Origin of the sequence: Sphingobium sp. AS12 (genome assembly GCF_019097845.1) — a bacterium.
Lineage (GTDB): Bacteria > Pseudomonadota > Alphaproteobacteria > Sphingomonadales > Sphingomonadaceae > Sphingobium.
This window is the reverse complement of record NZ_JAHRGM010000035.1, coordinates 185,712-207,590: the sequence shown is the minus strand read 5'-3', so window position 1 is coordinate 207,590 and position 21,879 is coordinate 185,712. Positions and strand designations below refer to the sequence as shown.

The 21,879-nt window shown below is 64.5% G+C and carries 23 protein-coding genes and 1 tRNA gene; 11 read left to right on the top strand and 13 right to left on the bottom strand.

From position 1 onward, the window contains the following. Positions 1 to 45 precede the first annotated feature (45 nt). A complete protein-coding gene (locus tag KRZ98_RS14230) occupies positions 46 to 1,335 on the bottom strand; it encodes an adenylosuccinate synthase (protein WP_217674129.1) in 1,290 nt (429 codons plus the stop codon). Positions 1,336 to 1,570: 235 nt separating this feature from the next. On the opposite strand from KRZ98_RS14230, the gene KRZ98_RS14225 reads away from it, so the two are divergent. Beyond that, complete coding sequence (locus KRZ98_RS14225) at positions 1,571 to 2,437, top strand: alpha/beta hydrolase (protein WP_217674128.1); 867 nt, start codon at positions 1,571 to 1,573, stop codon at positions 2,435 to 2,437. Here KRZ98_RS14225 and KRZ98_RS14220 read toward each other — a convergent pair. From KRZ98_RS14220 to KRZ98_RS14210, 3 genes are all read right to left on the bottom strand, one after another. Beyond that, positions 2,434 to 3,564: an ATP phosphoribosyltransferase regulatory subunit gene (locus KRZ98_RS14220; RefSeq protein ID WP_217674127.1), complete on the bottom strand. Its 1,131-nt coding sequence runs from the start codon at positions 3,562 to 3,564 to the stop codon at positions 2,434 to 2,436. The genes KRZ98_RS14225 and KRZ98_RS14220 overlap by 4 nt on opposite strands. Positions 3,565 to 3,698: 134 nt before the next feature. Beyond that, positions 3,699 to 5,279, bottom strand: a complete 1,581-nt coding sequence (gene serA / locus KRZ98_RS14215; RefSeq protein WP_217674126.1) for a phosphoglycerate dehydrogenase — start codon at positions 5,277 to 5,279, stop codon at positions 3,699 to 3,701. A gap of 139 nt (positions 5,280 to 5,418) precedes the next feature. Continuing rightward, complete coding sequence (locus tag KRZ98_RS14210; RefSeq protein WP_217674125.1) at positions 5,419 to 6,582, bottom strand: phosphoserine transaminase; 1,164 nt, start codon at positions 6,580 to 6,582, stop codon at positions 5,419 to 5,421. 174 nt (positions 6,583 to 6,756) lie between these two features. Here KRZ98_RS14210 and KRZ98_RS14205 point away from each other — a divergent pair, with 174 nt between their 5' ends. The 4 genes from KRZ98_RS14205 to dapD all read left to right on the top strand — a co-directional run bounded on the left by KRZ98_RS14205 (position 6,757) and on the right by dapD (position 10,090). Continuing rightward, positions 6,757 to 7,422, top strand: coding sequence for an extensin family protein (locus tag KRZ98_RS14205; protein WP_217674124.1), 666 nt, complete (start codon positions 6,757 to 6,759; stop codon positions 7,420 to 7,422). A gap of 164 nt (positions 7,423 to 7,586) precedes the next feature. Beyond that, positions 7,587 to 8,462, top strand: coding sequence for a TIGR00730 family Rossman fold protein (locus KRZ98_RS14200; RefSeq protein WP_217674123.1), 876 nt, complete (start codon positions 7,587 to 7,589; stop codon positions 8,460 to 8,462). A 123-nt stretch (positions 8,463 to 8,585) separates the two neighbouring features. Continuing rightward, positions 8,586 to 9,257: a pyrimidine 5'-nucleotidase gene (locus KRZ98_RS14195; protein WP_217674122.1), complete on the top strand. Its 672-nt coding sequence runs from the start codon at positions 8,586 to 8,588 to the stop codon at positions 9,255 to 9,257. Further along, positions 9,254 to 10,090, top strand: coding sequence for a 2,3,4,5-tetrahydropyridine-2,6-dicarboxylate N-succinyltransferase (gene dapD, locus KRZ98_RS14190; RefSeq protein ID WP_217674121.1), 837 nt, complete (start codon positions 9,254 to 9,256; stop codon positions 10,088 to 10,090). The genes KRZ98_RS14195 and dapD overlap by 4 nt, the downstream gene beginning before the upstream one ends. A gap of 75 nt (positions 10,091 to 10,165) precedes the next feature. Here dapD and KRZ98_RS14185 read toward each other — a convergent pair whose 3' ends face one another. Genes KRZ98_RS14185 through KRZ98_RS14170 form a run of 4 tightly spaced genes read right to left on the bottom strand, consistent with a single transcriptional unit; the run spans position 10,166 to position 13,352 of the window. Further along, complete coding sequence (locus tag KRZ98_RS14185; protein ID WP_217674120.1) at positions 10,166 to 11,155, bottom strand: DUF2891 domain-containing protein; 990 nt, start codon at positions 11,153 to 11,155, stop codon at positions 10,166 to 10,168. Then, on the bottom strand, positions 11,152 to 12,087 hold the full coding sequence (locus KRZ98_RS14180) for a DUF979 domain-containing protein (protein WP_217674119.1): 936 nt from the start codon (positions 12,085 to 12,087) through the stop codon (positions 11,152 to 11,154). The genes KRZ98_RS14185 and KRZ98_RS14180 overlap by 4 nt, the downstream gene beginning before the upstream one ends. Then, positions 12,084 to 12,752: a DUF969 domain-containing protein gene (locus KRZ98_RS14175; RefSeq protein WP_217674118.1), complete on the bottom strand. Its 669-nt coding sequence runs from the start codon at positions 12,750 to 12,752 to the stop codon at positions 12,084 to 12,086. Before KRZ98_RS14175 ends, KRZ98_RS14180 begins: the two co-directional genes overlap by 4 nt. A gap of 12 nt (positions 12,753 to 12,764) precedes the next feature. Beyond that, on the bottom strand, positions 12,765 to 13,352 hold the full coding sequence (locus KRZ98_RS14170; RefSeq protein WP_254798429.1) for a PAS domain-containing protein: 588 nt from the start codon (positions 13,350 to 13,352) through the stop codon (positions 12,765 to 12,767). 121 nt (positions 13,353 to 13,473) lie between these two features. Here KRZ98_RS14170 and folE point away from each other — a divergent pair, with 121 nt between their 5' ends. Together folE and KRZ98_RS14160 are read left to right on the top strand one after the other, a co-directional pair. Next, complete coding sequence (gene folE, locus KRZ98_RS14165; RefSeq protein WP_119750327.1) at positions 13,474 to 14,091, top strand: GTP cyclohydrolase I FolE; 618 nt, start codon at positions 13,474 to 13,476, stop codon at positions 14,089 to 14,091. Between the two features lie 30 nt (positions 14,092 to 14,121). Next, positions 14,122 to 15,087, top strand: coding sequence for an NAD(P)-binding protein (locus KRZ98_RS14160; protein ID WP_217674117.1), 966 nt, complete (start codon positions 14,122 to 14,124; stop codon positions 15,085 to 15,087). 122 nt (positions 15,088 to 15,209) lie between these two features. Here the strand turns inward: KRZ98_RS14160 and KRZ98_RS14155 are convergent, their stop codons facing one another. Further along, a complete protein-coding gene (locus KRZ98_RS14155) occupies positions 15,210 to 15,803 on the bottom strand; it encodes a nitroreductase family protein (RefSeq protein ID WP_217674116.1) in 594 nt (197 codons plus the stop codon). Positions 15,804 to 15,869: 66 nt separating this feature from the next. Further along, positions 15,870 to 16,040 (bottom strand): hypothetical protein, encoded by a 171-nt coding sequence (locus KRZ98_RS14150; RefSeq protein WP_217674115.1) that lies wholly within the window; start codon positions 16,038 to 16,040, stop codon positions 15,870 to 15,872. Positions 16,041 to 16,310: 270 nt separating this feature from the next. On the opposite strand from KRZ98_RS14150, the gene KRZ98_RS14145 reads away from it, so the two are divergent. Then, on the top strand, positions 16,311 to 17,012 hold the full coding sequence (locus KRZ98_RS14145; RefSeq protein ID WP_217674114.1) for a response regulator: 702 nt from the start codon (positions 16,311 to 16,313) through the stop codon (positions 17,010 to 17,012). Positions 17,013 to 17,126: 114 nt separating this feature from the next. Here KRZ98_RS14145 and KRZ98_RS14140 read toward each other — a convergent pair whose 3' ends face one another. The 3 genes from KRZ98_RS14140 to KRZ98_RS14130 form a co-directional block, all read right to left on the bottom strand. Beyond that, positions 17,127 to 17,387 carry a hypothetical protein gene (locus KRZ98_RS14140; protein ID WP_217674113.1) on the bottom strand — a complete coding sequence of 87 codons (261 nt, stop codon included), beginning with the start codon at positions 17,385 to 17,387 and terminating at the stop codon, positions 17,127 to 17,129. A 191-nt stretch (positions 17,388 to 17,578) separates the two neighbouring features. Then, positions 17,579 to 18,232 carry a glutathione S-transferase gene (locus KRZ98_RS14135; RefSeq protein ID WP_217674112.1) on the bottom strand — a complete coding sequence of 218 codons (654 nt, stop codon included), beginning with the start codon at positions 18,230 to 18,232 and terminating at the stop codon, positions 17,579 to 17,581. A 58-nt stretch (positions 18,233 to 18,290) separates the two neighbouring features. Further along, a tRNA-Ser gene (locus KRZ98_RS14130) sits at positions 18,291 to 18,380 on the bottom strand. 148 nt (positions 18,381 to 18,528) lie between these two features. On the opposite strand from KRZ98_RS14130, the gene hspQ reads away from it, so the two are divergent. The 3 genes from hspQ (at position 18,529) to KRZ98_RS14115 (ending at position 21,823) form a co-directional block, all read left to right on the top strand. After that, positions 18,529 to 18,900, top strand: a complete 372-nt coding sequence (gene hspQ, locus KRZ98_RS14125) for a heat shock protein HspQ (RefSeq protein WP_217674111.1) — start codon at positions 18,529 to 18,531, stop codon at positions 18,898 to 18,900. A gap of 96 nt (positions 18,901 to 18,996) precedes the next feature. Next, positions 18,997 to 19,767: a GDSL-type esterase/lipase family protein gene (locus tag KRZ98_RS14120; RefSeq protein WP_217674110.1), complete on the top strand. Its 771-nt coding sequence runs from the start codon at positions 18,997 to 18,999 to the stop codon at positions 19,765 to 19,767. 88 nt (positions 19,768 to 19,855) lie between these two features. Further along, on the top strand, positions 19,856 to 21,823 hold the full coding sequence (locus KRZ98_RS14115) for an OPT family oligopeptide transporter (protein WP_217674109.1): 1,968 nt from the start codon (positions 19,856 to 19,858) through the stop codon (positions 21,821 to 21,823). The last annotated feature ends 56 nt before the right edge of the window (positions 21,824 to 21,879 follow it).

The following is a 21,879-nucleotide window of genomic DNA, read 5'->3' as shown; positions in this document are numbered from 1 at the left end:
CGGGCCGGTGCGGAACAGTTCAGGCTATGCCTGAACCCTATAACCTTAATCCGCGAAGGGATCGCGCACCAGGATGGTATCCTCGCGCTCCGGGCTGGTGGATACGAGCGTGACCGGGCAGCCGATCAGTTCCTCGATCCGGCGGATATATTTGATCGCCTGCGCGGGAAGGTCCGCCCAGCTGCGTGCGCCGGCAGTGGTGTCGTGCCAGCCTTCGATCGTTTCGTAGATCGGCTGTGCCTTCGCCTGATCCTGCGCATGGGCGGGCAGATAGTCGTAGGTCTGGTCGCCAATCTTGTAGCCGACGCAGATATTGAGCGTGTCGAACCCGTCCAGCACGTCGAGCTTGGTCAGCGCGATGCCGGTGACGCCCGACACCGCGATCGACTGGCGCACCAGCACGGCGTCGAACCAGCCGCAGCGGCGCTTGCGCCCTGTGACAGTGCCAAATTCATGGCCGCGTTCGCCCAGCCGCTGGCCGGTGGCGTCCTCCAGTTCGGTGGGGAACGGGCCGGAGCCGACGCGGGTGGTATAGGCCTTGACGATGCCCAGCACGAAGCCTGCCGCATTGGGGCCAAGGCCGGTGCCGCTCGCCGCCGTGCCCGCGACCGTGTTGGACGAGGTGACGAAGGGATAGGTGCCATGATCGATGTCGAGCAGGGTGCCCTGCGCGCCTTCGAACAAGATGCGCTTGCCCGCCGCCTTGGCACGGTTGAGCGTCAGCCACACCGGCTTAACGAAGGGCAGGATGAAGTCGGCAATCTCGGTCAGTTCCGCCATCAGCGCGGCACGATCGATCGGCGGTTCGCCAAAACCGGCGCGCAGCGCGTCATGATGGGCGGTCAGGCGATCGAGCTGGGGCCCAAGATCGTCGAGATGGGCAAGGTCGCACACGCGGATAGCACGGCGGCCAACCTTGTCCTCATAGGCCGGGCCAATGCCGCGCCGGGTGGTGCCGATCTTGCCAGCACCGCTCGCATCCTCGCGCAGGCCATCAAGGTCGCGGTGGAAGGGCAGGATCAGCGGGCAGGTTTCGGCGATCTGGAGATTGTCGGGCGTGATCGACACGCCCTGCCCGGTCAGCTTGGCGACTTCATCGCGGAAATGCCACGGGTCCAGCACCACGCCATTGCCGATCACCGACAGCGTGCCGCGCACGATGCCCGATGGCAGCAGCGAGAGTTTATAGACTTTCTCGCCAACGACCAACGTGTGGCCCGCATTATGGCCGCCCTGGAAACGGGCAACGACATCGGCGCGCTCCGACAGCCAGTCGACGATCTTGCCCTTGCCCTCGTCACCCCATTGGGCGCCGATCACGGTTACATTTGCCATGGATACAGATCTCCGCCCGCCGCGCGGACCGGCCATGCCCTTCGACGGGACTCGACATGCCGGTAGGATCGATTGGGCGCCCGACAGAGTATGGGGCACCCGGTGCGGGCGCGGGTTAGCGGCGCGGGGCGGGCGCGTCAAGGCGGGGAGCGATTACACTTTGATACAGGGCAACGGCTTTACGAGATGATGCAGGCGCGCAATCCTGATTATCCGTCGTCTGTGGAGATGTGTGGTGCGGATAGCGCTGATCCTTGCCCTGTGCCTGTCGCTCTTGTCCCCCGCCGACGGCGCTCCGCTACGGGAGCAGGCTGGAGAGCAAGTGATGGCCTATGGCAGCGATCCGGCGCAGACGCTCGATTTCTGGCCGGGCAAAGCCGACAGTCAGCCGAACATAGTGAAACCGTTGGTGATTTTCGTCCATGGCGGCGGGTGGAAGCGGGGCAGTAAGGACAATGCCACCGGCCGGTATAAATCCCTTCATTATCAACAGCTTGGTTATGCATTTGCGTCGATCGACTATCGCCTGGTTCCAGGGGCCACAGTGGAACAGCAGGCGCAGGATGTGGCCGATGCGGTCGCCTTCCTGCGCAAGGGGGCGGCGACATTGGGGGTCGATCCGGGCCGGATCGTGCTGATGGGGCATAGCGCGGGCGCGCATCTGGTCGCGCTGGTGGGGACGGACATGCGCTATTTCGCCAAGGCTGGCCTGCCGCCCGATGCCGTGCGCGGGATCATCCCGCTGGACGGCGCGGCCTATGATGTGGCGGCGCAGATGGCGCAATCGGGCCGGTTCATGAAGGGCACCTATGAACAGGCGTTCGGCACCGATCCCGCGCGGCAGCAGGCGCTGTCGCCGACCCGCCATGCCGCCCGGCCCAACGCTCCGGCCTTCCTGATCCTGCATGTCGACCGGGACGATGGCGCGGCGCAATCGGAGGCCCTGGCCACTGCCTTGAAACGCGCAGGCACGCCGGTGGAGATACAGGCGCTGGAGGGTCGCGGGCTGCGCGGCCATATGCAGATCAACCGGCAGATGGGTGACCCCGGCTATCCGGGGACGGCGATCGTGGACAACTGGCTGGCGCGGATATTCCGTTAGAAAGCGCGCAGTTCCGCGCCATCGAGCCAGTGCGAGCAGCGCAGGGTCGCGCCATCCTCATCGCCCACCAGCGCGGCGACGGTGTGCCAGCCCTCGGCGCGCAAGGCGGCGGCGCGAATTGCGTCGGCACCCAGCGGCAGGAACAGGCGTTTGGGTGCCTCGTCACCAAAACCCGCGTCGATCAGCGGGTCGGGATAGAGCGAGAAGCCGATGGCGGGTTCATCCTGCCCGTCAGCGCGCAAAATGGCGTAGCTGCCGCCCCGGCCGATTTCGCCGATGAAGCCTTCGGCAAAGATCGAGAAGCCGAACCAGTTCTGATATTCAAAGCCGTGCCGTTCTGTCGGGTCGAGCGTCAGGGTAATGTCCCAGCCAATCGGTTTGGCGATGGCGCGCAGGCCCGCGATGCGGCTGTCGATCGCGCCGCCCAGCTGCGCGTTGAAGGCGTCGAGTCGCTCCATCGCGGCGTGGAACGGGCCGGTCGCCTCGATCAGCGGGAGATAGGCGGCGGCTTGCGGGCCAAGCGCCACGAGCGCGCCTGCATCCTTGGCATCCAGTTCGGTGCGCACCGCTTCCAGTTCGTCCGCAGCCAAGGGCAGCGGCCCGGCGGCCAGCATGTCGATCAGGTCGGGCAGGGTGAAGTCGATGGTGAGACCACTAACGCCCGCCGCCTGCAACGCCTCGATCGCGACATTGACGATCTCCACTGCGGCGGCGACGCTGTCCGACCCGATCAGTTCGGCCCCGACCTGCAACTTCTCCCGTTCGGGGCGCAACTGGTTTGCTTTCAGGCGGATCACCGGACCGGCATAGGAGAGGCGCAGCGGGCGCGGCGCGGTGGCCAGGCGCGTCGCGGCGATGCGGCCGACCTGCGCCGTCATGTCCGGGCGCAGCGCCAGGCTGCGCTGCGACACCGGATCGACCGCACGGACCAGATCCTGCGCGCGCATGGATTTAAGCCGCTGGGTCAGCGTATCCTCAAATTCCGCAAGCGGTGGCATGACCCGCTCATAACCATGGGTCGCAACCGTATCCAGCACGCGGCGGGCAAGCCGGGCGGAGGCTTCGGCCTGCGGTGGCAGGCGGTCGGATAATCCTTCGGGAAGAAGGCCGGGCGGGATCATGGTCATGGCTTGCGCCTTTACCGGAAAATAGGCGCTAGGCCACCCCCAACCACCGTTCGGGCTGAGCCTGTCGAAGCCCTGTCCTTTTAAAAAGAACAGTCCTTCGACAGGCTCAGGACGAACGGGTTAGGGGTCAGCCCTCACGCGAAACGCAGCACCTTGACCTGCTTCACGCCGGTCAGGTTGCAGATTTCCCAGCGGAGCGGTTCGGTAACGGTGCCGTCAACCGACAGCAGCAGCACGGCTTCGCCGCCCTGGTTGCGACGACCAAGGTGGAAGGTGCCGATATTGACGTCGGCGGCGCCCAGTGTCGACCCCAGACGACCGATGAAACCGGGCGCGTCCTGGTTGACGATGTAGAGCATGGTGCCGTCTAGGTCGGCCTCCACCTTGATGCCGAACAGTTCGACCAGACGCGGGCTTGCGTGGCCGAACAAGGTGCCGGCGACCGAACGCTGGCCGCTTTCGGTGGTGACGGTGACGCGCACCAGCGTCTGATAGTCGCCTTCGCGATCATGACGCACTTCGCGCACGTCGAGGCCGCGTTCCTTGGCCAGGAAGGGGGCGTTGACCATGTTCACCGTGTCCGAATAGACGCGCATCAGTCCTGCCAGCACGGCGGCGGTGATCGGCTTCTGGTTCAGTTCGGCGGCATGGCCCTCTACCTCTACCGCGACGCCGGTGATCTGGTCGCCTTCCAGCTGGCCGACCAGGCTGCCCAGCTTCTCGGCAATCGCCATATAGGGCTTGAGCTTGGGGGCTTCCTCCGCCGACAGGCTGGGCACGTTCAGCGCATTGGTGATGCCGCCGTCGAGCAGATAGTCGGACAGCTGATCGGCGACCTGCAACGCGACATTGACCTGCGCTTCGTCGGTCGACGCGCCCAGATGGGGAGTGCAGATGAAGTTGGGGGTGCCGAACAAGGGCGATTCCTTGGCCGGTTCGGTCTGGAACACGTCAAGCGCGGCACCCGCGACCTGGCCCGAATCGAGCGCATCCTTCAGCGCGGCTTCGTCGATCAACCCGCCGCGTGCGCAGTTGACGATGCGCACGCCCTTCTTGGTCTTGGCCAGATTTTCGCGGCTCAGGATATTGCGGGTCTGGTCGGTCAGCGGCGTGTGCAGGGTGATGAAGTCGGCCTTGGCCAGCAACGTGTCGAGATCGGCCTTTTCCACGCCCATTTCGACGGCGCGTTCGGGCGTCAGGAACGGGTCGAAGGCGACGACCTTCATTTTCAGACCCAGCGCGCGGCTGGCGACGATCGAGCCGATATTGCCCGCACCAATGAGGCCCAGCACCTTGCCGGTGACTTCCACGCCCATGAAGCCGTTTTTGGGCCACAGGCCCTGCTGGGTCTGGGCATTGGCTTCGGGAATCTGGCGCGCCAGCGCGAAGATCAGCGCGATGGCATGTTCGGCGGTGGTGATCGAGTTGCCGAACGGGGTGTTCATGACGATCACGCCCTTGGCGGAGGCGTAGGGGATGTCGACATTGTCGACGCCGATACCGGCGCGGCCAATGACCTTGAGGTTGGTGGCGGCGTCGAGGATGTCCTTGGTCACCTTGGTCGAGCTGCGAATGGCGAGGCCGTCATATTGGCCGATCATCGCCTTCAACTCTTCGGGGGTCTTGCCGGTGATGACATCGACTTCGACGCCACGCTCCCGGAAGATCGCGGCGGCGCGGGGGTCCATCTGGTCGGAAATAAGGACTTTGGGCATGGATTTGATCCTTCTGGAATAAGAAAGCCGTTCGGGCTGAGCGAAGTCGAAGCCATCCACTGAGCGAAGCGAAGTGGCCTCCCTTTCGGTCGGCCGAGCCCTTCGACTTCGCTCAGGGCGAACGGGAACAGACAATATGTTAAGCGGCGGCCTTCACGGTCGCGTAGGCCCAGTCGAGCCAGGGACCGAGCGCTTCTATGTCGGCGGTGTCGACGGTCGCGCCGCACCAGATGCGAAGCCCGGCGGGGGCGTCGCGATAGCCGGCAATGTCGAGTGCCGCGCCTTCCTTCTCCAGCAGGCCAGCGAAGGCCTTGATAAAGGCTTCGTCGGCCCCCGCGACGGTCAGGCAAACGCTGGTTTTCGAGCGCGAGGCTTCGTCAACCGCGAGATGGCCGAGCCAGTCGCGCTCCGCCACGATTCTGTCCAGAGCAGCAGCATTGGCGTCGCTGCGGGCGATCAGGCCAGCGGCACCGCCGATCGACTTGCCCCATTCCAGTGCGAAGATCGCGTCCTCGACCGCCAGCATGGAGGGGGTGTTGATCGTCTCGCCCTTGAACACGCCTTCGGTCAGCTTGCCCTTGGAAACGAGCCGGAAAACCTTGGGCAGCGGCCAGGCGGGGGTGTAGCTTTCGAGCCGTTCGACCGCGCGGGGGCCGAGGATCAGCACGCCATGGCCGCCCTCACCGCCCAGCACCTTCTGCCAGGAGAAGGTGGCGACGTCGATCTTGGCCCAGTCGATGGCATAGGCGAACACCGCGCTGGTCGCGTCGGCGAAGGTCAGGCCTTCGCGGTCTGCGGGGATGAAATCAGCGTTCGGCACGCGGACGCCCGACGTCGTGCCGTTCCAGGTGAACAGCACATCGTTGCTGAAATCGACCGCCGACAGATCGGGCAGCTGGCCATAGTCGGCGCGGATCACGGTGGGGTCGAGCTTCAGTTGCTTGGCCGCATCCGTCACCCAGCCTTCGCCGAAGCTTTCCCAGGCGATGGTCGTGACCGGGCGCGCGCCCAGCATCGTCCACATCGCCATTTCAAACGCGCCGGTGTCGGAGCCGGGGACGATGCCGATACGGTGGGTGTCAGGCAGGTTCAGCAGCTCGCGCATCAGGTCGATGCAGTAGGCCAGGCGGGTCTTGCCGATCTTGGACCGGTGCGAACGGCCAAGCGAGTCGGTGGCGAGCGCAGCGGCGCTCCAGCCGGGCGGCTTGGCACAGGGACCGGACGAGAAAAAGGGACGGGCCGGAAGGGTTGCGGGCTTTACGGCAGGCGCAACGGTGGCGTCAACGGCAGTCAAATCAGTCATGTAGCTTCTCCTTACAGAGAGCAGCGCGGCGTTGGGACCGCGTGGCCCGTCGGCCGCCCTAAAGATTTCGGCAGACCTGTCAAGGCGGTTGCAAAAACGGGACGAACCGATGGGGCCGTTAACCATCCGCAAGATTTGCCCTGCTACCATGGCTGGCTCCTGATAGAGCGGGCGATGACGATGAGGATGTTTCGCGGCGCGGCGCTGGCCGTGACGATGGCGATGATGCTGAGCGCGTGCGGTGGCGATCTGGTGCCGCGCGGGCGGGTAGCGCGAGTCTCCAAGCCCGTCCGTCCGGCAGCGCCGCCACCGATGGAAGTGCGCCAGTGTCTGGCAAAACTCAATGCGCAGGCGATCGCCTATACCCCGCTGCCCGACCGGACATTTGGCGGCGGATGCAGCGCGGTGGGGAGCGTCAAGCTGATCGACTTTGGCGTGCCTGCGACCAACCTTGGCGCGATGACCTGCCAGCTGGCGGCCAATTTCGCGGCCTGGGCGCGTTATGGCGTGCAGCCTGCCGCGCGCACCATATTGGGGACGGAGATTGTGCGGATCGAGACATTCGGCACCTATAATTGCCGCCCGATCGCGGGCAGCGGCAAATTGTCCGAACATGCCCATAGCAACGCGATCGACATCGCCGCCTTCGTCCTCGCCGACGGCCGCAAGATCAGCGTTGAACAGGGCTGGAGCGGCGACCGCGAGACACGCCAGTTCCTGAAAATCGTCCACGCCAGCGCCTGCAAGCGGTTCAACACCGTCCTCAGCCCCGATTATAACGCGGCCCATCACGACCATTTTCATTTCGACATGGGTGGCAAGGGAGGGTTTTGCCGCTGAAAACCAGCCCTCTTAAGGACGTGTTCCCGCGCAGGCGGGGACCCAGTTCAGAGCGTGGGACTGGGTTCCCGCCTGCGCGGGAACACTTGCCCTGAATGGCCGCCTCCTTCTGCCTAAACGTAGCAGACTTGGCTTTGTCATTGTCGCGCACTAAGTTGGTGCGAATGACAAAGAAAGACATTGAAGAACCCAAATTCCGCCCCGCACGGCAGGAGGCGGCAGACGCCCGCAAGGCGATCGACACACCACAGACCAGCAGCAGCGCCTATCGGCTGGCCTTTCAGGATACCGAATTTCTGCTGCGCGAAGATTTGCGCCCGGTCCGCTTCCAGCTGGAACTGTTGAAGCCGCAATTGCTGATGGACGAGGCGCGAATCGAATCGACCTTCGTTTTCTATGGCTCCGCGCGGATCCCCGAACCCGATCAGGTGCAGGCGCGGATCGACGCCGCCACCACGCCGGAACAGAAGCGGATTGCCGAAAATCTGGGCAAGAAGGCGCATTATTATGACGAAGCCCGCAAGCTGGCGGGTATCGCGGCGCAATATCCGGTGAATGAGGCGGGATGCCGCCACTTCGTCGTCTGTTCAGGCGGTGGCCCCTCGATCATGGAGGCGGCCAATCGCGGCGCGGCCGATGTCGGCCAGACCACGATCGGCATGAACATCGTCCTGCCCCACGAACAGGCGCCCAACCGCTTCGTCACCCCGGAGCTGAGTTTCCAGTTCCATTATTTTGCGCTGCGCAAGATGCACTTCCTGCTGCGCGCGCGAGCGCTGGCGGTATTCCCCGGCGGCTTTGGCACGTTCGATGAAATGTTCGAGCTGCTGACCCTGATACAGACCGGCAAGATGAAGCCGATCCCGATCCTGCTGTTCGGCAAGAGCTTCTGGAACCGCGTCGTCGATTTCGAGGCGCTGGCCGATGAGGGCGTGATTTCCCCCGCTGACCTCAACCTCATCACCTGGGTCGAAAGCGCCGAGGAAGCGTGGCAGGCGGTGCAGGCCTTCTATCATGATAGCGAGCCGCTGGGGTGTTGAGCGACACATCCCCCTCTTCCAACTTCGCCTGGGCCCGTTGGGCCAAGGCTACGTATCCTCCTCCCCCAAGGGGAGAAGGTTAGAGGCCTTGCCCTCATCCCCGCATCGCTCTAGGGCGCGGCCATGCTTGGCGATCTGGCCCATGTCGACACCTGGATCTTCGATCTGGACAATACGCTCTATCCGGCGAAGGCGGACCTGTTCGCGCTGATCGACGTGAAGATGGGCGAGTTTATCCAGGGGCTGCTGGGATGCGACTCGATGGCGGCCCGCGAAACCCAGAAGCGTTATTTCATGGAGCATGGCACCACCCTTTCGGGGCTTATGCACCATCATGGTATCGAGCCGCGCGAATTCCTCGATTATGTCCATGACATTTCGATGGACCGGCTGGACGTCGATGCCGATCTCAACGCCCATATTGCCGCTTTGCCGGGCCGCCGCCTGATCTTTACCAATGGCGATGCGGCCTATGCGGGGCGCGTGCTGGAGAGACTGGGCCTTTCCGACCTGTTCGAGCAGATCCACGACATTCACGCCTGCCAATATGTGCCCAAGCCCGACCCGTCGGGCTATGCCGAACTCTGTCGGGTCCATGATGTCGATCCGACCCGCGCCGCCTTTTTCGAGGATATGGCCCGCAATTTGCGGCCCGCCAAGGCGATCGGCATGGCGACGATCTGGGTCAATAATGGCTCCGAAGCGGGCAAACATGACCATCATCCTGATTTCATCGATTTTGAGACTGACCATCTGAGGCCTTTTCTGGCCAGCATCCTTGGGGAAAGCGCATGACCGACCTGCAAACCACAATCGACGCCGCCTGGGAGGACCGGGCCAATGTGAGCCTGACCACGCAAGGGCCGGTGCGCGACGCCGTCAATGAAGCGCTGGCGCTGCTCGACAGTGGCAAGGCCCGCGTTGCCGAGCCGGTGGACGGCGGCTGGCAGGTCAACCAGTGGCTCAAGAAGGCCGTGCTGCTGTCGTTCCGCCTTAACGACAATGCGCTGATCGAAAACGGCCCTGGTGGCGGTTATTGGTGGGACAAGGTGCCGAGCAAGTTCGCCGGCTGGGGCGAGGCGGAGTTCCGCGCCGCCGGTTTCCGCGCCGTGCCGGGTGCGTTCGCCCGCGCAGGCGCGCATATCGCCAAGAATGCGATCCTGATGCCCAGCTTCGTCAATATAGGCGCGTTTGTCGATGAAGGCACGATGGTCGACGCCTGGGTGACGGTGGGCAGTTGCGCCCAGATCGGCAAGAATGTCCATCTATCGGGCGGCGTCGGTATTGGTGGCGTGCTGGAACCGTTGCAGGCCGACCCGGTCATCATCGAGGATGACTGCTTCATCGGCGCGCGGTCCGAAGTCGTAGAAGGCGTCCGCATCGGCAAGGGATCGGTCCTGTCGATGGGCGTGTTCATCGGCCAGTCGACCAAGATCATCGACCGCGCGACCGGCGAAATATTCATGGGCGAAGTGCCGCCCTATTCGGTGATCGTCCCCGGCAGCCTGCCCGGCAAGCCCCTGTCCGACGGCACCCCCGGCCCCAGCCTCTATTGCGCGGTCATCGTCAAGCGGGTGGACGCCCAGACACGGTCCAAGACCGGGATCAACGATCTGCTGCGCGACTGATTGGTACGGGGGGCGTCGCCTCGATAGCCCCCTCCGTCAGCCCTGCGGGCTGCCACCTCTCCGTGCCGGGGAGGATCATTCCAGCGCCAGAAGCGCGAACGTCGCCAGCCAATGTTCGCCCATATAGTCGCCTGCGACATGGTGCAGGCTGGCGGCGATGTGGCGCTGCGCCGCGTCGATCGCCAGCTGCGCAACCGGGTCGTCCGGTCCCAGCGCCACGGCAATCGCGCGCCAGCACCAGGCGCGGCTGAGGTTCAAGCCATCGAGATGGGCGATCTTGCCGTCGCTTCGATCCGACACAGTGGCGGGGGTGAACAAGGTCGCCGGTTCGCCCTGCGCCAGATGGGGCAGGAAGGCGTGGAACCAGTCGGCGAAATCGGCGCGCGGCAGCAGGCGGCTCATCAGCAGCGCCTCACAAAGAGCGGGCGAGAGAAATTCGTCGCCGCCCGGCTCCCACGCCTGACAGGCGCGATCCTTGCCGAACCAGTGCAGCGCCCGGTCGCGGATCAACGCCACCAGCGCGGGATCGCGAGTCTCGACCCATTCGAGCGCCAGCACCAGCGCAAAGGCAATGTTGAAATGGGTGCCGACCCGCAATGGATAGGTGAGCTTGGGCAGAAACGCATGGAAGCGCGCCGCGAACGCCAGTGCCAGCGGCTCAACCGCCGCTGCCCAGGGCGCATCATGCCGCGCCAGTTCGCCATGCAGCGCCAGCGCCCACGCCCAGCCATAGGGGCGCTCGAAACCGCTCGCGGTGGGCCGCGCGAGAAAGGCGAGTTCGCCCGCCACCATGTCCGGCACCAGCATCGCGTCGGCCTGCGCCCGGATCGCAGCGGCCTGTGGCATGTCCGGGTAAAGGCGCAGCAGCCGCATCACCTGCCACCAGCCATGGACGCAGCTATGCCAGTCGAAACTGCCGTGGAAGATCGGGTGATGATCGGCCGGTTCGCGCGCATCCTGTGGCCCGGCCAGCACCAGATCCATCTTGTAGGGGTAACGCCGCCCCAGATGGGACAGGGTGAGCGTGGCAAAGCCATTGGCCATGTCGGGGGTCAGGTGCGTCATGGGAAAGCCAGCCAGTAGATGAGCGCGATGTTGACGGCGAGCAGTGGCAGGGCGGTGCCGACCTGCTGCCTAATGACGCCATGTTTGTCCTTGAGTTCCAGCAGGGCGGCAGGGACGAGGTTGAAATTGGCCGCCATCGGCGTCAGCAGCGTGCCGCAGAAGCCCGCCAGCATCCCGATGGCGCAGACGATCGCGGGATCGCCATGATAGGTGCGGATCAGCAAAGGCACGCCGATCGCGGCGGTCATCACCGGAAAGGCGGCAAAGGCATTGCCCATGACGATGGTGAAGAGCGCCATGCCAAGGCCATAGGCGATCACTGCGCCCAATAGGCTGCCCTGCGGGATCGCCTGGCTGACCAGCCCCCCGACCGCGTCACCCACCCCGGCGAGCGCGAATACTGCGCCCAGGCTGGCGAGCATCTGCGGCAGGATCGCTGCCCAGCCGACCTGATCCATCAGCCGCCGCCCCTGTTGCAACGGCACGACCGGCGACGCGCGCAGCCACAGGCACCCCATGACCAGCGCGATCAGCACGCCCAGCGCCAGCGCAATGAGCGTCGCCTGCTTGCCATCGACCCAGCCGGGCATCTCCTTGAACAGCAGCGTGCCGACCAGCGCGGTCACCGGAATGACCAGCGCGATGGCGAAAAGCCCGTTGCCAAAACGCCCTGCCCGTTCCTGTCGCACAGCATCCGCCACCGCGCCGCTGCCCCGCCCCAGCCCGGATGCAGCCAGTCCCACCAGACCCAGCACCAACACGCCATTTCCAAGGTCGCCCAGCGCATCCCCGGCCCACATCGACAAGGCCAGTAGCGCCCAGAAGGCAGCGGTGCGCCGGGCGCGCTTATTGCTTTTGTCGGCCACGCCCAGAATGGCGAAGGCAGCGAAAATCGCGCCGGCCAGCGCATAGACCCAGTGGAGCGTGATCATGGCCGATCCGCCCGGTTCAGGCGACGATCGAGCCGCCACAACCTGAACCCGTGGATCAGCAAGGCGGCGATCGCGGTCGGGATCGCCCAGACCGACAGCTGGAGCGGTTCAAGGTTGATGCCATATTGCTCCAGCAATCCCTTGATCAGCAGGATCGATCCGATGGCGAGAAAGATATCCTCGCCAAAGAACAGCCCGACATTGTCGGTCGCCGCCGCCATAGCCTTGACCTTCTCGCGCTCGGCATCGTCCAGATCGCCCGCCTGCCGTTCAGCGGCAGCCTCCGCGATCGGCGCGACCAGCGGGCGCACGGTCTGCGCGTGACCCGCCACCGATGTGAGGCCCACCGCCGCAAGCCCCTGCCGCACCAGCAGATAGCCGGTCAGGAACCGGCCCACCGTCGCTCCGCGCATCCGCCCGATCAGCCCGCGCGCCCGCTCCTGCAACCCGAACGCCTCCAGCAGGCCGACCACCGGCAGCACGATCCAGATTATGCTGACATAGCGCGCCTCGTTAAACGCCTTGCCAAAGGCGGCGAGGAGGACGACCGGATCAAGCCCCGCGGCGATCCCCGTGACGACCGCTGACGCCAGGATGACGAGCAGCGGGTTGAAGCGCAGTACGAAACCCGCAACGATCACCGCAATGCCCAGCAGCACCCACATTAGTTGAGCGCCTTAATAGCCAGCCTCGATCGCCAGCCTGATCCCCTCCGCCCCGGTCCGCACCCCAAGCGCTTTCAGCATCGCTGCGCGGTGCATCTTCACGGTGCGTTCGGTCAGGCCCAGATCCCAGGCGATCTGCTTGTTGAGCTTGCCCGCCGCCATCGCGATCAGCACATCGCGCTGGCGCGATGTCAGCGCGGCGATCCGTTCACGCGCGCCGGACGATCGCTCCGCCCCGGCAGCGTCCGGGGTTTCCACCGCCATTTGTGACCCCAGAAAATAGTCCAGTCCGCCATCCACGCCAAAGATCGGCGCGACCATCACCGCGTTGCGGAACGGCGTGCCGTCCTTGCGGTAATTCAAGATCTCCACCAGCACCGGCCGCCGTTCGCGCACGCCGGTGCGGATCGTTTCGGTCAGCCAGGGTTCGGTGTCCGGCCCGGACAGGAAGCGGCAATTGCGCCCGACAATCTCATCCCGCGTATAGCCGGTCAGCGCGATGAACGCTTCGTTGCATTCGACAATCGGATTGTCGGGCAGGCGCGGGTTGCTGATCACGGCGGCGATCGCGCTGTTGGCGATCATTTCGGACAAGGACATGGTCACTCACAGACTGGCAGGCGATCGGCGGATGCGATGCCCCTTTGGGCATGTTGCCCCAAATGCCCTGCCTGCCGCAAGCAGGCTGCATCAGGCCCCTGATGAACGAAAGGGAAAGGCCATGAATTTCATTCCCGGCGATCTTGGCGATTATGCCTTCGACGACGAAGGACGCCCACTCGTGCCGCAGGCCGTGCAGGACGCGGTGCGCACGCTTATTCGCTGGGCCGGGGACGACCCGGAACGCGAAGGCTTGCGCGATACGCCGGCACGGGTCGGCCGGGCATGGCGCGACTATTGTACCGGCTATGAGGAAGATCCCGGTCGCCATCTGTCCCGCACATTTCAGGAAGTGGGCGGTTATGACGAGATCGTGCTGCTGAAGGATATTCCGTTCCAGTCGCATTGCGAACATCATATGGCGCCGATCACCGGCAAGGCGTCGATCGCCTATCTGCCGCGCGACCGGGTGGTAGGCATATCCAAACTCGCCCGCGTGCTGCACGGCTTTGCCCGGCGGTTGCAGGTGCAGGAACGGCTGACCGCGGAAGTCGCGCAGAGCATTCAGGATCATCTTCAGCCCCATGGCGTTGCCGTGGTGATAGAGGCGCAGCATGGCTGCATGACAGGCCGGGGCGTGCGCACCCCCGGCGTTGCCATGGTCACCAGCCGCCTGCTCGGCTGTTTCCTGGACGATCGTGCCAGCCGCCGCGAACTGCTCGCGCTGATGGGCTATTGACGGTGGGCTATTGAAACGGGGCATGACAGGGTGACGCTGGCGATCATAGGCGCGGGCATGGCAGGGCTGGCCTGCGCCGACCGGCTGGCGGAGGACGGCGTTGCCGTGCGCCTGTTCGACAAGGGGCGCGGGCCGGGCGGGCGCATGTCGACCCGGCGGGTGGAAACCTCCGCTGGCACCGCCAGTTTCGACCATGGCGCGCAATATTTTACCGTGCGCGATCCGCTGTTCCGTGATCAGGTCGATGCCTGGGCTGCGGCCGGGGTCGTCGTCCCCTGGCCCGAAGCCGGCGCCGACGCCTGGATCGGCAACCCGGCCATGAATGCGCCGATCCGCCATATGGCGACAGCCCATCAGGTCGATTTCCAGCATCATGTCCATGGCCTGCAACGCGACTCGGCGGGCTGGTGGGTGCGGCTGGATACGGGCATGGAAGGGCCGTTTGACGCCGCGATCGTCGCGCTGCCGTCCGAACAGGCCGCATCCATATTGGGCCTGCATGATCTGGCGATGGCGCGGGTGGCGATGACGGCCCGCTCGCAACCCTGCTGGACCGCAATGATCGCCTTTGATGAGCCGGTCGACCTGCCGGTCGATCATGTCAGCGGCGGCGGCATCCTGTCATGGGCGGCGCGCAACAGCGCAAAGCCGGGCCGCGACGGCCCGGAAGCCTGGGTTGTGCAGGCCAATGGTGCCTGGTCGGCGGCGCGTCTGGAAGAAAGTCCGCACGTCATCGGTCCGCTGCTGCTCGATGCGCTGGGGCAAATGACTGGTGGCGCAGGATTACCGCCCGTGGCGCACCTGACCGCGCATCGCTGGCGCTTTGCCATGACGCGCGGCACCGACAATGGCGCGCTTTGGAACGATCATATCCGGCTGGGCGCGTGCGGCGACTGGCTGCTGGGGCCGCGCGTGGAACTGGCCTGGCTGTCCGGCCGGATGCTCGGCGCACGGGTCGCGCAGGATATGACGCTCCCGCTCGCCGAGTCCGGTTGAGGTTTTAGAACCGCACCGGCCCGCTCCCTCACCCGGCCACCCAACGGCAGTATATTGTGGGTGGCCGGGTGGGGGAGCGGGCCGGTGCGGCAGAATGTGCAAAGGCACATTCTCAAAAAAACTTAATCCACGAAATTGCCCGGTCGGGCGAACGCTCCGATATCCTTGCGATCGCTTGGCACTTCGCGCGCCTGCAAGGCTTCGGGCAGCACCGACTTGTCGCCCATCCGCCCGATCGCCACTGCCGCCTCGATACGGAAACGGCCCGGCACGGCCAGTTCGGTGCGGGCGGCGTCGAAATCGACCCCGCTCATCGCATGGGTATGATAGCCCAGCCGGGTCGCCTGCAGCGCCAGCAAGGCCCAGGCAGCGCCTGCATCGAAACTGTGGCTGTGCGACGGCTTGAAATCATCCGATCCCGGCGCGGCAGTCAGCGTGTCGGACAGGACATAGACCAGCGCGCCGGCATGTTGCACCCAGCTCTGGTTGAATGGCAGCAGGACGCCCAGAAACCGGCTCCAGTCCGCGCTGTCGCGATGGGCATAGAGAAACCGCCAGGGCTGATAATTAAATGCCGACGGCGCCCAGCGGGCCGCATCGAACAGCGTGTCAAGGTCCGCCTGCGGGATTGGCGAGCTGTCAAAAGCGCGTGGCGACCAGCGTTCCAGAAACAGCGGATCGACCGCGCGGGTCACGATGCGGGGGTTCGTGGCCATGAAGGCTCCTTGCATGAACGTGAAAGACCGGCGCAATATAGGGTGGATATTGCGGTTGCGAAGGGGTCAGCGGATCGCTTCAAACGGTTGGCCGGTCCGGTCGCCCTGACCGCGCCCCAACATGAAGGCGTCAGCGTCCCGTTCCAGCAGAACCACAGTGGGTTCGCGCAACAGCGCCTGCGCCAGTCGCGCCCGCAACCGGGCAAAGCGCCCATCCTGTCCCTGCCGTTCGATCATGCATCCTCCGCGCCGACTCATGCAGCTTATCTATCGATCCTATAGACAAACGTCGCTCAAGCAATGCTGGGGAGCAGGACAGAAATGCTTTTGTGCAGAGGTGCGCCGCGGCCATGCCATCGTCGAGGCGTTCCCCCAAGTCATAGGCATGAGCGTTGCAGCACGCACAATGACAGATCCGGCCTTGACCGATCCGGTTGGTGCCTGCTTCACCCTGACACTGCCCCAGCCGCTCATCCTGTCCGATCCCCCCGTTGACGGAAACCATCCATGACCCTGCGCCACTGCCTGCTCATCATCGACGACGAACCGCAGATCCGCCGCCTGGTCCAGGCCGCGTTGACCCGCGCGGATTATGACACGGTGGAAGCCGCGACCGCGCGGGAGGGGATGGAGGCGTTGCGCCGGGTGCGTCCTGCGATAACCCTCCTGGATCTCGGCCTGCCCGATCGCGATGGGCTGGAACTGGTGCCGCTAATCAAGAAGGAGACGGACACGACACTGATCATCCTGTCGGCGCGCGACGGCACGGACGAGAAGGTCGCGGCGCTCGATCTTGGCGCGGACGATTATCTGACCAAGCCGTTCGACACCGATGAACTGCTGGCGCGGGTGCGGGTGGCGCTGCGCAACCGGGTGGCCCGCGAAGGCGGCGCGGCGCAGTTGCAGGCCGGTAATATCGTCATCGACCTGCTGGCCCATGTCGTGACGCGCGACGGACAGGAAATCCATCTGACGCCCAAGGAATATGGGGTGCTGGCCCAGTTGGCCCGCTTTCCCGGCCGGGTGATCACCCACAAGCAGATCATGGATCAGGTCTGGCCCAACGAATATGCCCATCATGTCGAATATCTGCGCGTTTTGGTCCGCACCCTGCGACAGAAGCTGGAGGCAGACCCGCAACGACCGCAGATCATCTGCAACGAACCGGGGATCGGCTATCGCCTGAAACTGACGGATATTGGGGCATAATGGGTATCGGAGGCGATGGTCGCCGGAATCGGGTCAGGCCGGTCTGGCAGGACCGGCCACCCGTCTCCATTACGGGCAGGGCCCGCTCCCCGGGAGCGGGTGCCTGCGATAGCATCAGCGCTGGGCCAGTTGGACGCTCGACTTGCGGCTGATGGTCAGGCCGTTGCGCGCCCATTCGGCCTTCGACTGGCACTGGGTCACGGGGACCAGCGAACCGGTCACGGTTTCGCGGAAGCAATAGCGGTCGGTCTTGGCGTCATAGGTCACCTTGGCCTTGCCAAAGCTGCCATGCGCCTCAGCGAAAGCCGGTGTGCTGGCAGCCGAAACGGCGAGGGTGGCGGCGACAACGGCGGCGGCGAAAGCGATGGTCTTCATGATAAATGTCCTTCCCTGAACAATGATTGGCGATCCGTTTTGGATCATGCCAACAGCTTTGCAGGAGGCGTGCCAGTTTGAAAAAATCCCGGAAAAACGAGGTTTTTTACGGCATTTTATTAAAGCGTGCTGAATATTTTGCCAGCAGTTAGGGTTTTATCCGAATTATCTGCAAATATTTCGCGTAAAAGTCAGAAATCGCCGGGCGCTTCCTTTGCGGGCGCAAAAACCACCGGCGCGTCGCCTTCGCGCCAAGGCGCGATGCGCAGCATGGCGGCGGCGAACAGGGGGCTTTGCAAATGGCCGTCGAGCCAGCGGCGCAAATGGGGCAGCGCCTGCGCCGTAAACCAGGCCGGGTCGATCGACGCAAACTGGCGAACGAAGGGGACAATCGCCATGTCGGCCAGCCCCCGCGTCGCACCGCATAGCTGGTCGCTGCCGCCCAATCGCCGGTCGAGCCTATGCAACCAGTCAAGCGCCACGGCGCGATGGACCGCCGGATCGCTGCCATGGCGGTCGGGATATTTGGTGCGGTCCAGATGCGCCTTGAACGGGCCGTCATTGGCCGCGACCAGTCCGGCATCGTCGCGCATCAGCCACCCCTCCGGGTCGGACCGGCCCAGCGCCCAGCGCATGATGTCCAGACTCTGATCGATCACCTGCCCGTCGGGCAACACCAGCACCGGCACTGTCGCCTTGGGCGATGCCTGCCGCAGCGCATCCGGCTTGTCGCGCAACACGACTTCGCGCAGCAGGACCGCCTGCCCGCTCACCAGCAAAGCCAGCCGCGCGCGGATCGCATAGGGGCAGCGGCGGAAGCTGTAGAGGATGGGGAGCGACGACATGGGGACCATCATCCCTATCGTGCAATATTCCCCTTGCAGCAATGGCTTGATAGGAAACTGGCGGAGAGGCAGGGATTCGAACCCTGGGTACCGTCACCGGCACGCCGCATTTCGAGTGCGGTGCATTCGACCACTCTGCCACCTCTCCGCAGAAGGCCGGGACATGCGGCTTTTCGCATAGGAAAAGCCCGTCCCAACCGGGTCGAGCGCGGCCATTAGCGAATGATTCCCGCCTTGCCAAGCAGCCTTGTCGGTATTTTTCTTGTGTGACAGGCGAACAGTCCTAAATTGGACATATGAGAGACACGATTCAGATTTTCGGCACTGGCGTCACCGCCCCGCCGATTGTCCATGCCCGCTTCAGCATTGGCGACGTCGTCAAACACCGCCTGTTCGGCTTTCGCGGCGTCGTGTTCGATATCGATCCGGTGTTCGCCAATAGCGAGGAATGGTATGACGCCATCCCCGAACATGCGCGACCGGACAAGGAACAGCCCTTCTACCATCTGCTCGCCGAAAATGGCGAATCCAGCTATGTCGCCTATGTCAGCCAGCAGAATCTGGTCACCGACGACAGCGACGAGCCGGTCGATCATCCCGCCATTACCGGCATGTTCGGTGCCTATGCGGACGGCAAATATCGCCTGCGCCCGCTCCATCGCCACTAGTGACCCGAATCTGAAGTCTGCCACATTTTGAGTAAAGGTCTGAGCGGACTTCAGATTCAAAAGGGTCACTAGAAGTATCTGACTCTAGTGGGGTTTATGGAATTGAAATTCGATCCGGCACCTGCCGCAAAAGCAGGCGAATTTCAATTCCACCCCACTAGGGCGATCGCAGCCCTGCTGCTGGCGCTCGCGCTGCCCGGCGTGGGCGGCGCGCAGGCGCAGGACCGGCCGCCCAATGCCGACCCGGCCTTCCCCTTCGCACGGGAAATTGAGGCCTTTGCCAAAGCCAATGCCGCCAGCCCGCCAGTGGACGGCGCGACCCTGTTCCTGGGCAGTAGCAGCATCCGCCTGTGGGACATAGCGGCCAGCTTTACCGACATTCCCACCGTCAATCGCGGCTTTGGCGGGGCCAGCACGCCCGATGTGCTGCGCCATTATCGCCGCCTGCTGCCGCCGATCCAGCCTCGCACGATCGTCATCTATGTCGGCGAAAATGATCTGGCCGCAGGCGCGAGTCCCGACAAGGTGGCCGACGATATATTGACCCTGCTCAAGCGGCTGCGCACCGATTATCCCCGCGCGCCGATCGCTTTCCTGTCTTTGAAGCCCAGCCCGATCCGCTGGACGCTGTGGCCCAAAATGGCGGCGGTCAACCAGGCGATTGCCGAGCGCGCCGGGGCGGATCGCTTCACCTATCTTGATGTCGGCAGCGTGCTGCTGGCGCGCGACGGCCTGCCCGACGCGTCGCTTTTTCGCCCCGACGGGCTGCACATGAACCCACGGGGCTATCAGCGCTGGACACAGCTGATCGACAATTGGCTCGATCGCGTCGCGCCTGGTGCGGGCGCGACAAGAAAGGCGTCATAAACCGCCCGATCGCACTTTCCGATTGATCCAAAACCAAGCAACATTATTACAAGTTCCAACGACAAGCGCCAAGCCAAGGGGATTCAGGGTGACAATGGAGAAGGCACAGGCCAGCGCGATGGCCGAACTGACGCTGCGCGGGGTCATCCTCGGCGCGCTCATCACCCTGATCTTCACCGCCGCCAACGTCTATCTGGGCCTCAAGATCGGCCTGACCTTCGCGACCTCGATTCCCGCCGCGGTCATCTCCATGGCGGTGCTGCGGCTGTTTGCCACCGGCACGATTCTGGAAAATAATATCGTCCAGACCATCGCATCGGCAGCGGGCACCTTGTCCGCGATCATCTTCGTGCTGCCCGGCCTCGTCATCATCGGCTGGTGGCAGGGCTTCCCCTACTGGCTTTCCGCCTGCACCATCGCGCTGGGCGGCATATTGGGGGTCATGTATTCGGTGCCGCTGCGCCGCGCGCTCGTTACCGGATCCGACCTGCCCTATCCCGAAGGCGTCGCTGCCGCCGAAGTGCTGAAAGTCGGGGCGGGATCGCGCCTGGGCGAAGAAGAGAATAAGCGCGGCCTGTCCGCCATCCTGCTGAGCGCGCTCGCCGCCGCCGCCTTCTCCATTATCGCCAAGACCAAGCTGCTGGCCGAGGAAGCCGCCACCTTCTTCAAATTAGGCGCGGGCGCGACGTCGATGTCGACCAGCTTCTCCATGGCGCTGATCGGCGTGGGTCATCTGGTCGGCCTGTCGGTTGGCGTTGCGATGTTCGTGGGCCTGCTGATCAGCTGGGTCGGCATCGTCCCCTATCTGACCACGCCGGTCCCTGCGGGGGCTGACCTGGCTGAGCTGGTCGGCACCACCTTCCGCATGAAGGCGCGCTTCATCGGCGCAGGCACGATCGGCGTCGCGGCAATCTGGACCCTGCTCAAAATTCTCGGCCCGATCGTCAGCGGCATCCGCTCGGCCCTCGTCGCCAACGCCACGCGCAAGGCGGGCAATGCGGGTCTGCTCGAACTGACCGAGCGCGATCTGCCGATCGGCATTGTTGGCGGCACCATCGTCGCGTCGATGCTGCCGATCGGCGTGCTGCTCTGGATTTTCGCACAGGGCGGCCCGATCGCAGCCAATCCCATTCCGGTGATCGCGCTGACGCTCGCCTATGTGCTGGTTGCGGGCATCGTCATCGCATCGGTCTGCGGCTATATGGCGGGCCTGATCGGCGCGTCGAACAGCCCGATTTCGGGCGTCGGCATCCTCGCCGTACTGGGCGCGTCGCTCATGCTGGCGGCGATTTACGGATCGGGCGGCGACCCGGATCGCAGTCAGGCACTGGTCGCCTATGCGCTGTTCACCACCGCCATCGTGTTCGGCATCGCCACCATTTCCAACGACAATCTCCAGGACCTTAAAACCGGCCAGCTGGTCGGTGCGACCCCGTGGAAGCAGCAGATCGCGCTGATCCTGGGCGTGCTGTTCGGCGCGCTGGTGATCCCGCCGGTGCTGGACCTGCTCAATAGCGCCTTCGGTTTTGCTGGCGCGCCGGGTGCCGGACCCAACGCCCTGCCCGCCCCGCAGGCCGCGCTCATCTCTGCGCTGGCCAAGGGCGTGCTGGGCGGCGATCTCGACTGGGGGCTGATCGGCATCGGTGCTGGCATCGGCGCGGTCGTGGTGCTGGTCGATGAACTGCTGGGCAAGGCGGGCAAGCTGCGCCTGCCGCCGCTGGCGGTCGGCATGGGCATCTATCTGCCGATGGCGCTCACCCTGCTGATCCCGGTCGGCGCGGTGATCGGCCATCTCTACAACCGCTGGGCGCTGCGCCAGTCGCACCCCGAATTTGCCGAGCGGATGGGCGTGCTGATGGCCACCGGCTTCATCGTGGGCGAAAGCCTGTTCGGCGTCGCCTTCGCCGGGATCGTCGCAGCGACCGACAGCGACGCTCCGCTGGCGCTGGTCGGGGAAAGCCATTGGGCGGTGCCGCTCTCCATCCTCATCTTCGCGCTGGTGATCGGCGGCCTCTACGCCAAGCTGCGCCGTTGGGCTTCGGCGCCCCTGTCCTAAAGGGAAGCGGACACACATCGCCATTTGTGCATTGCTGATGCTGTAAGAAGACTCAG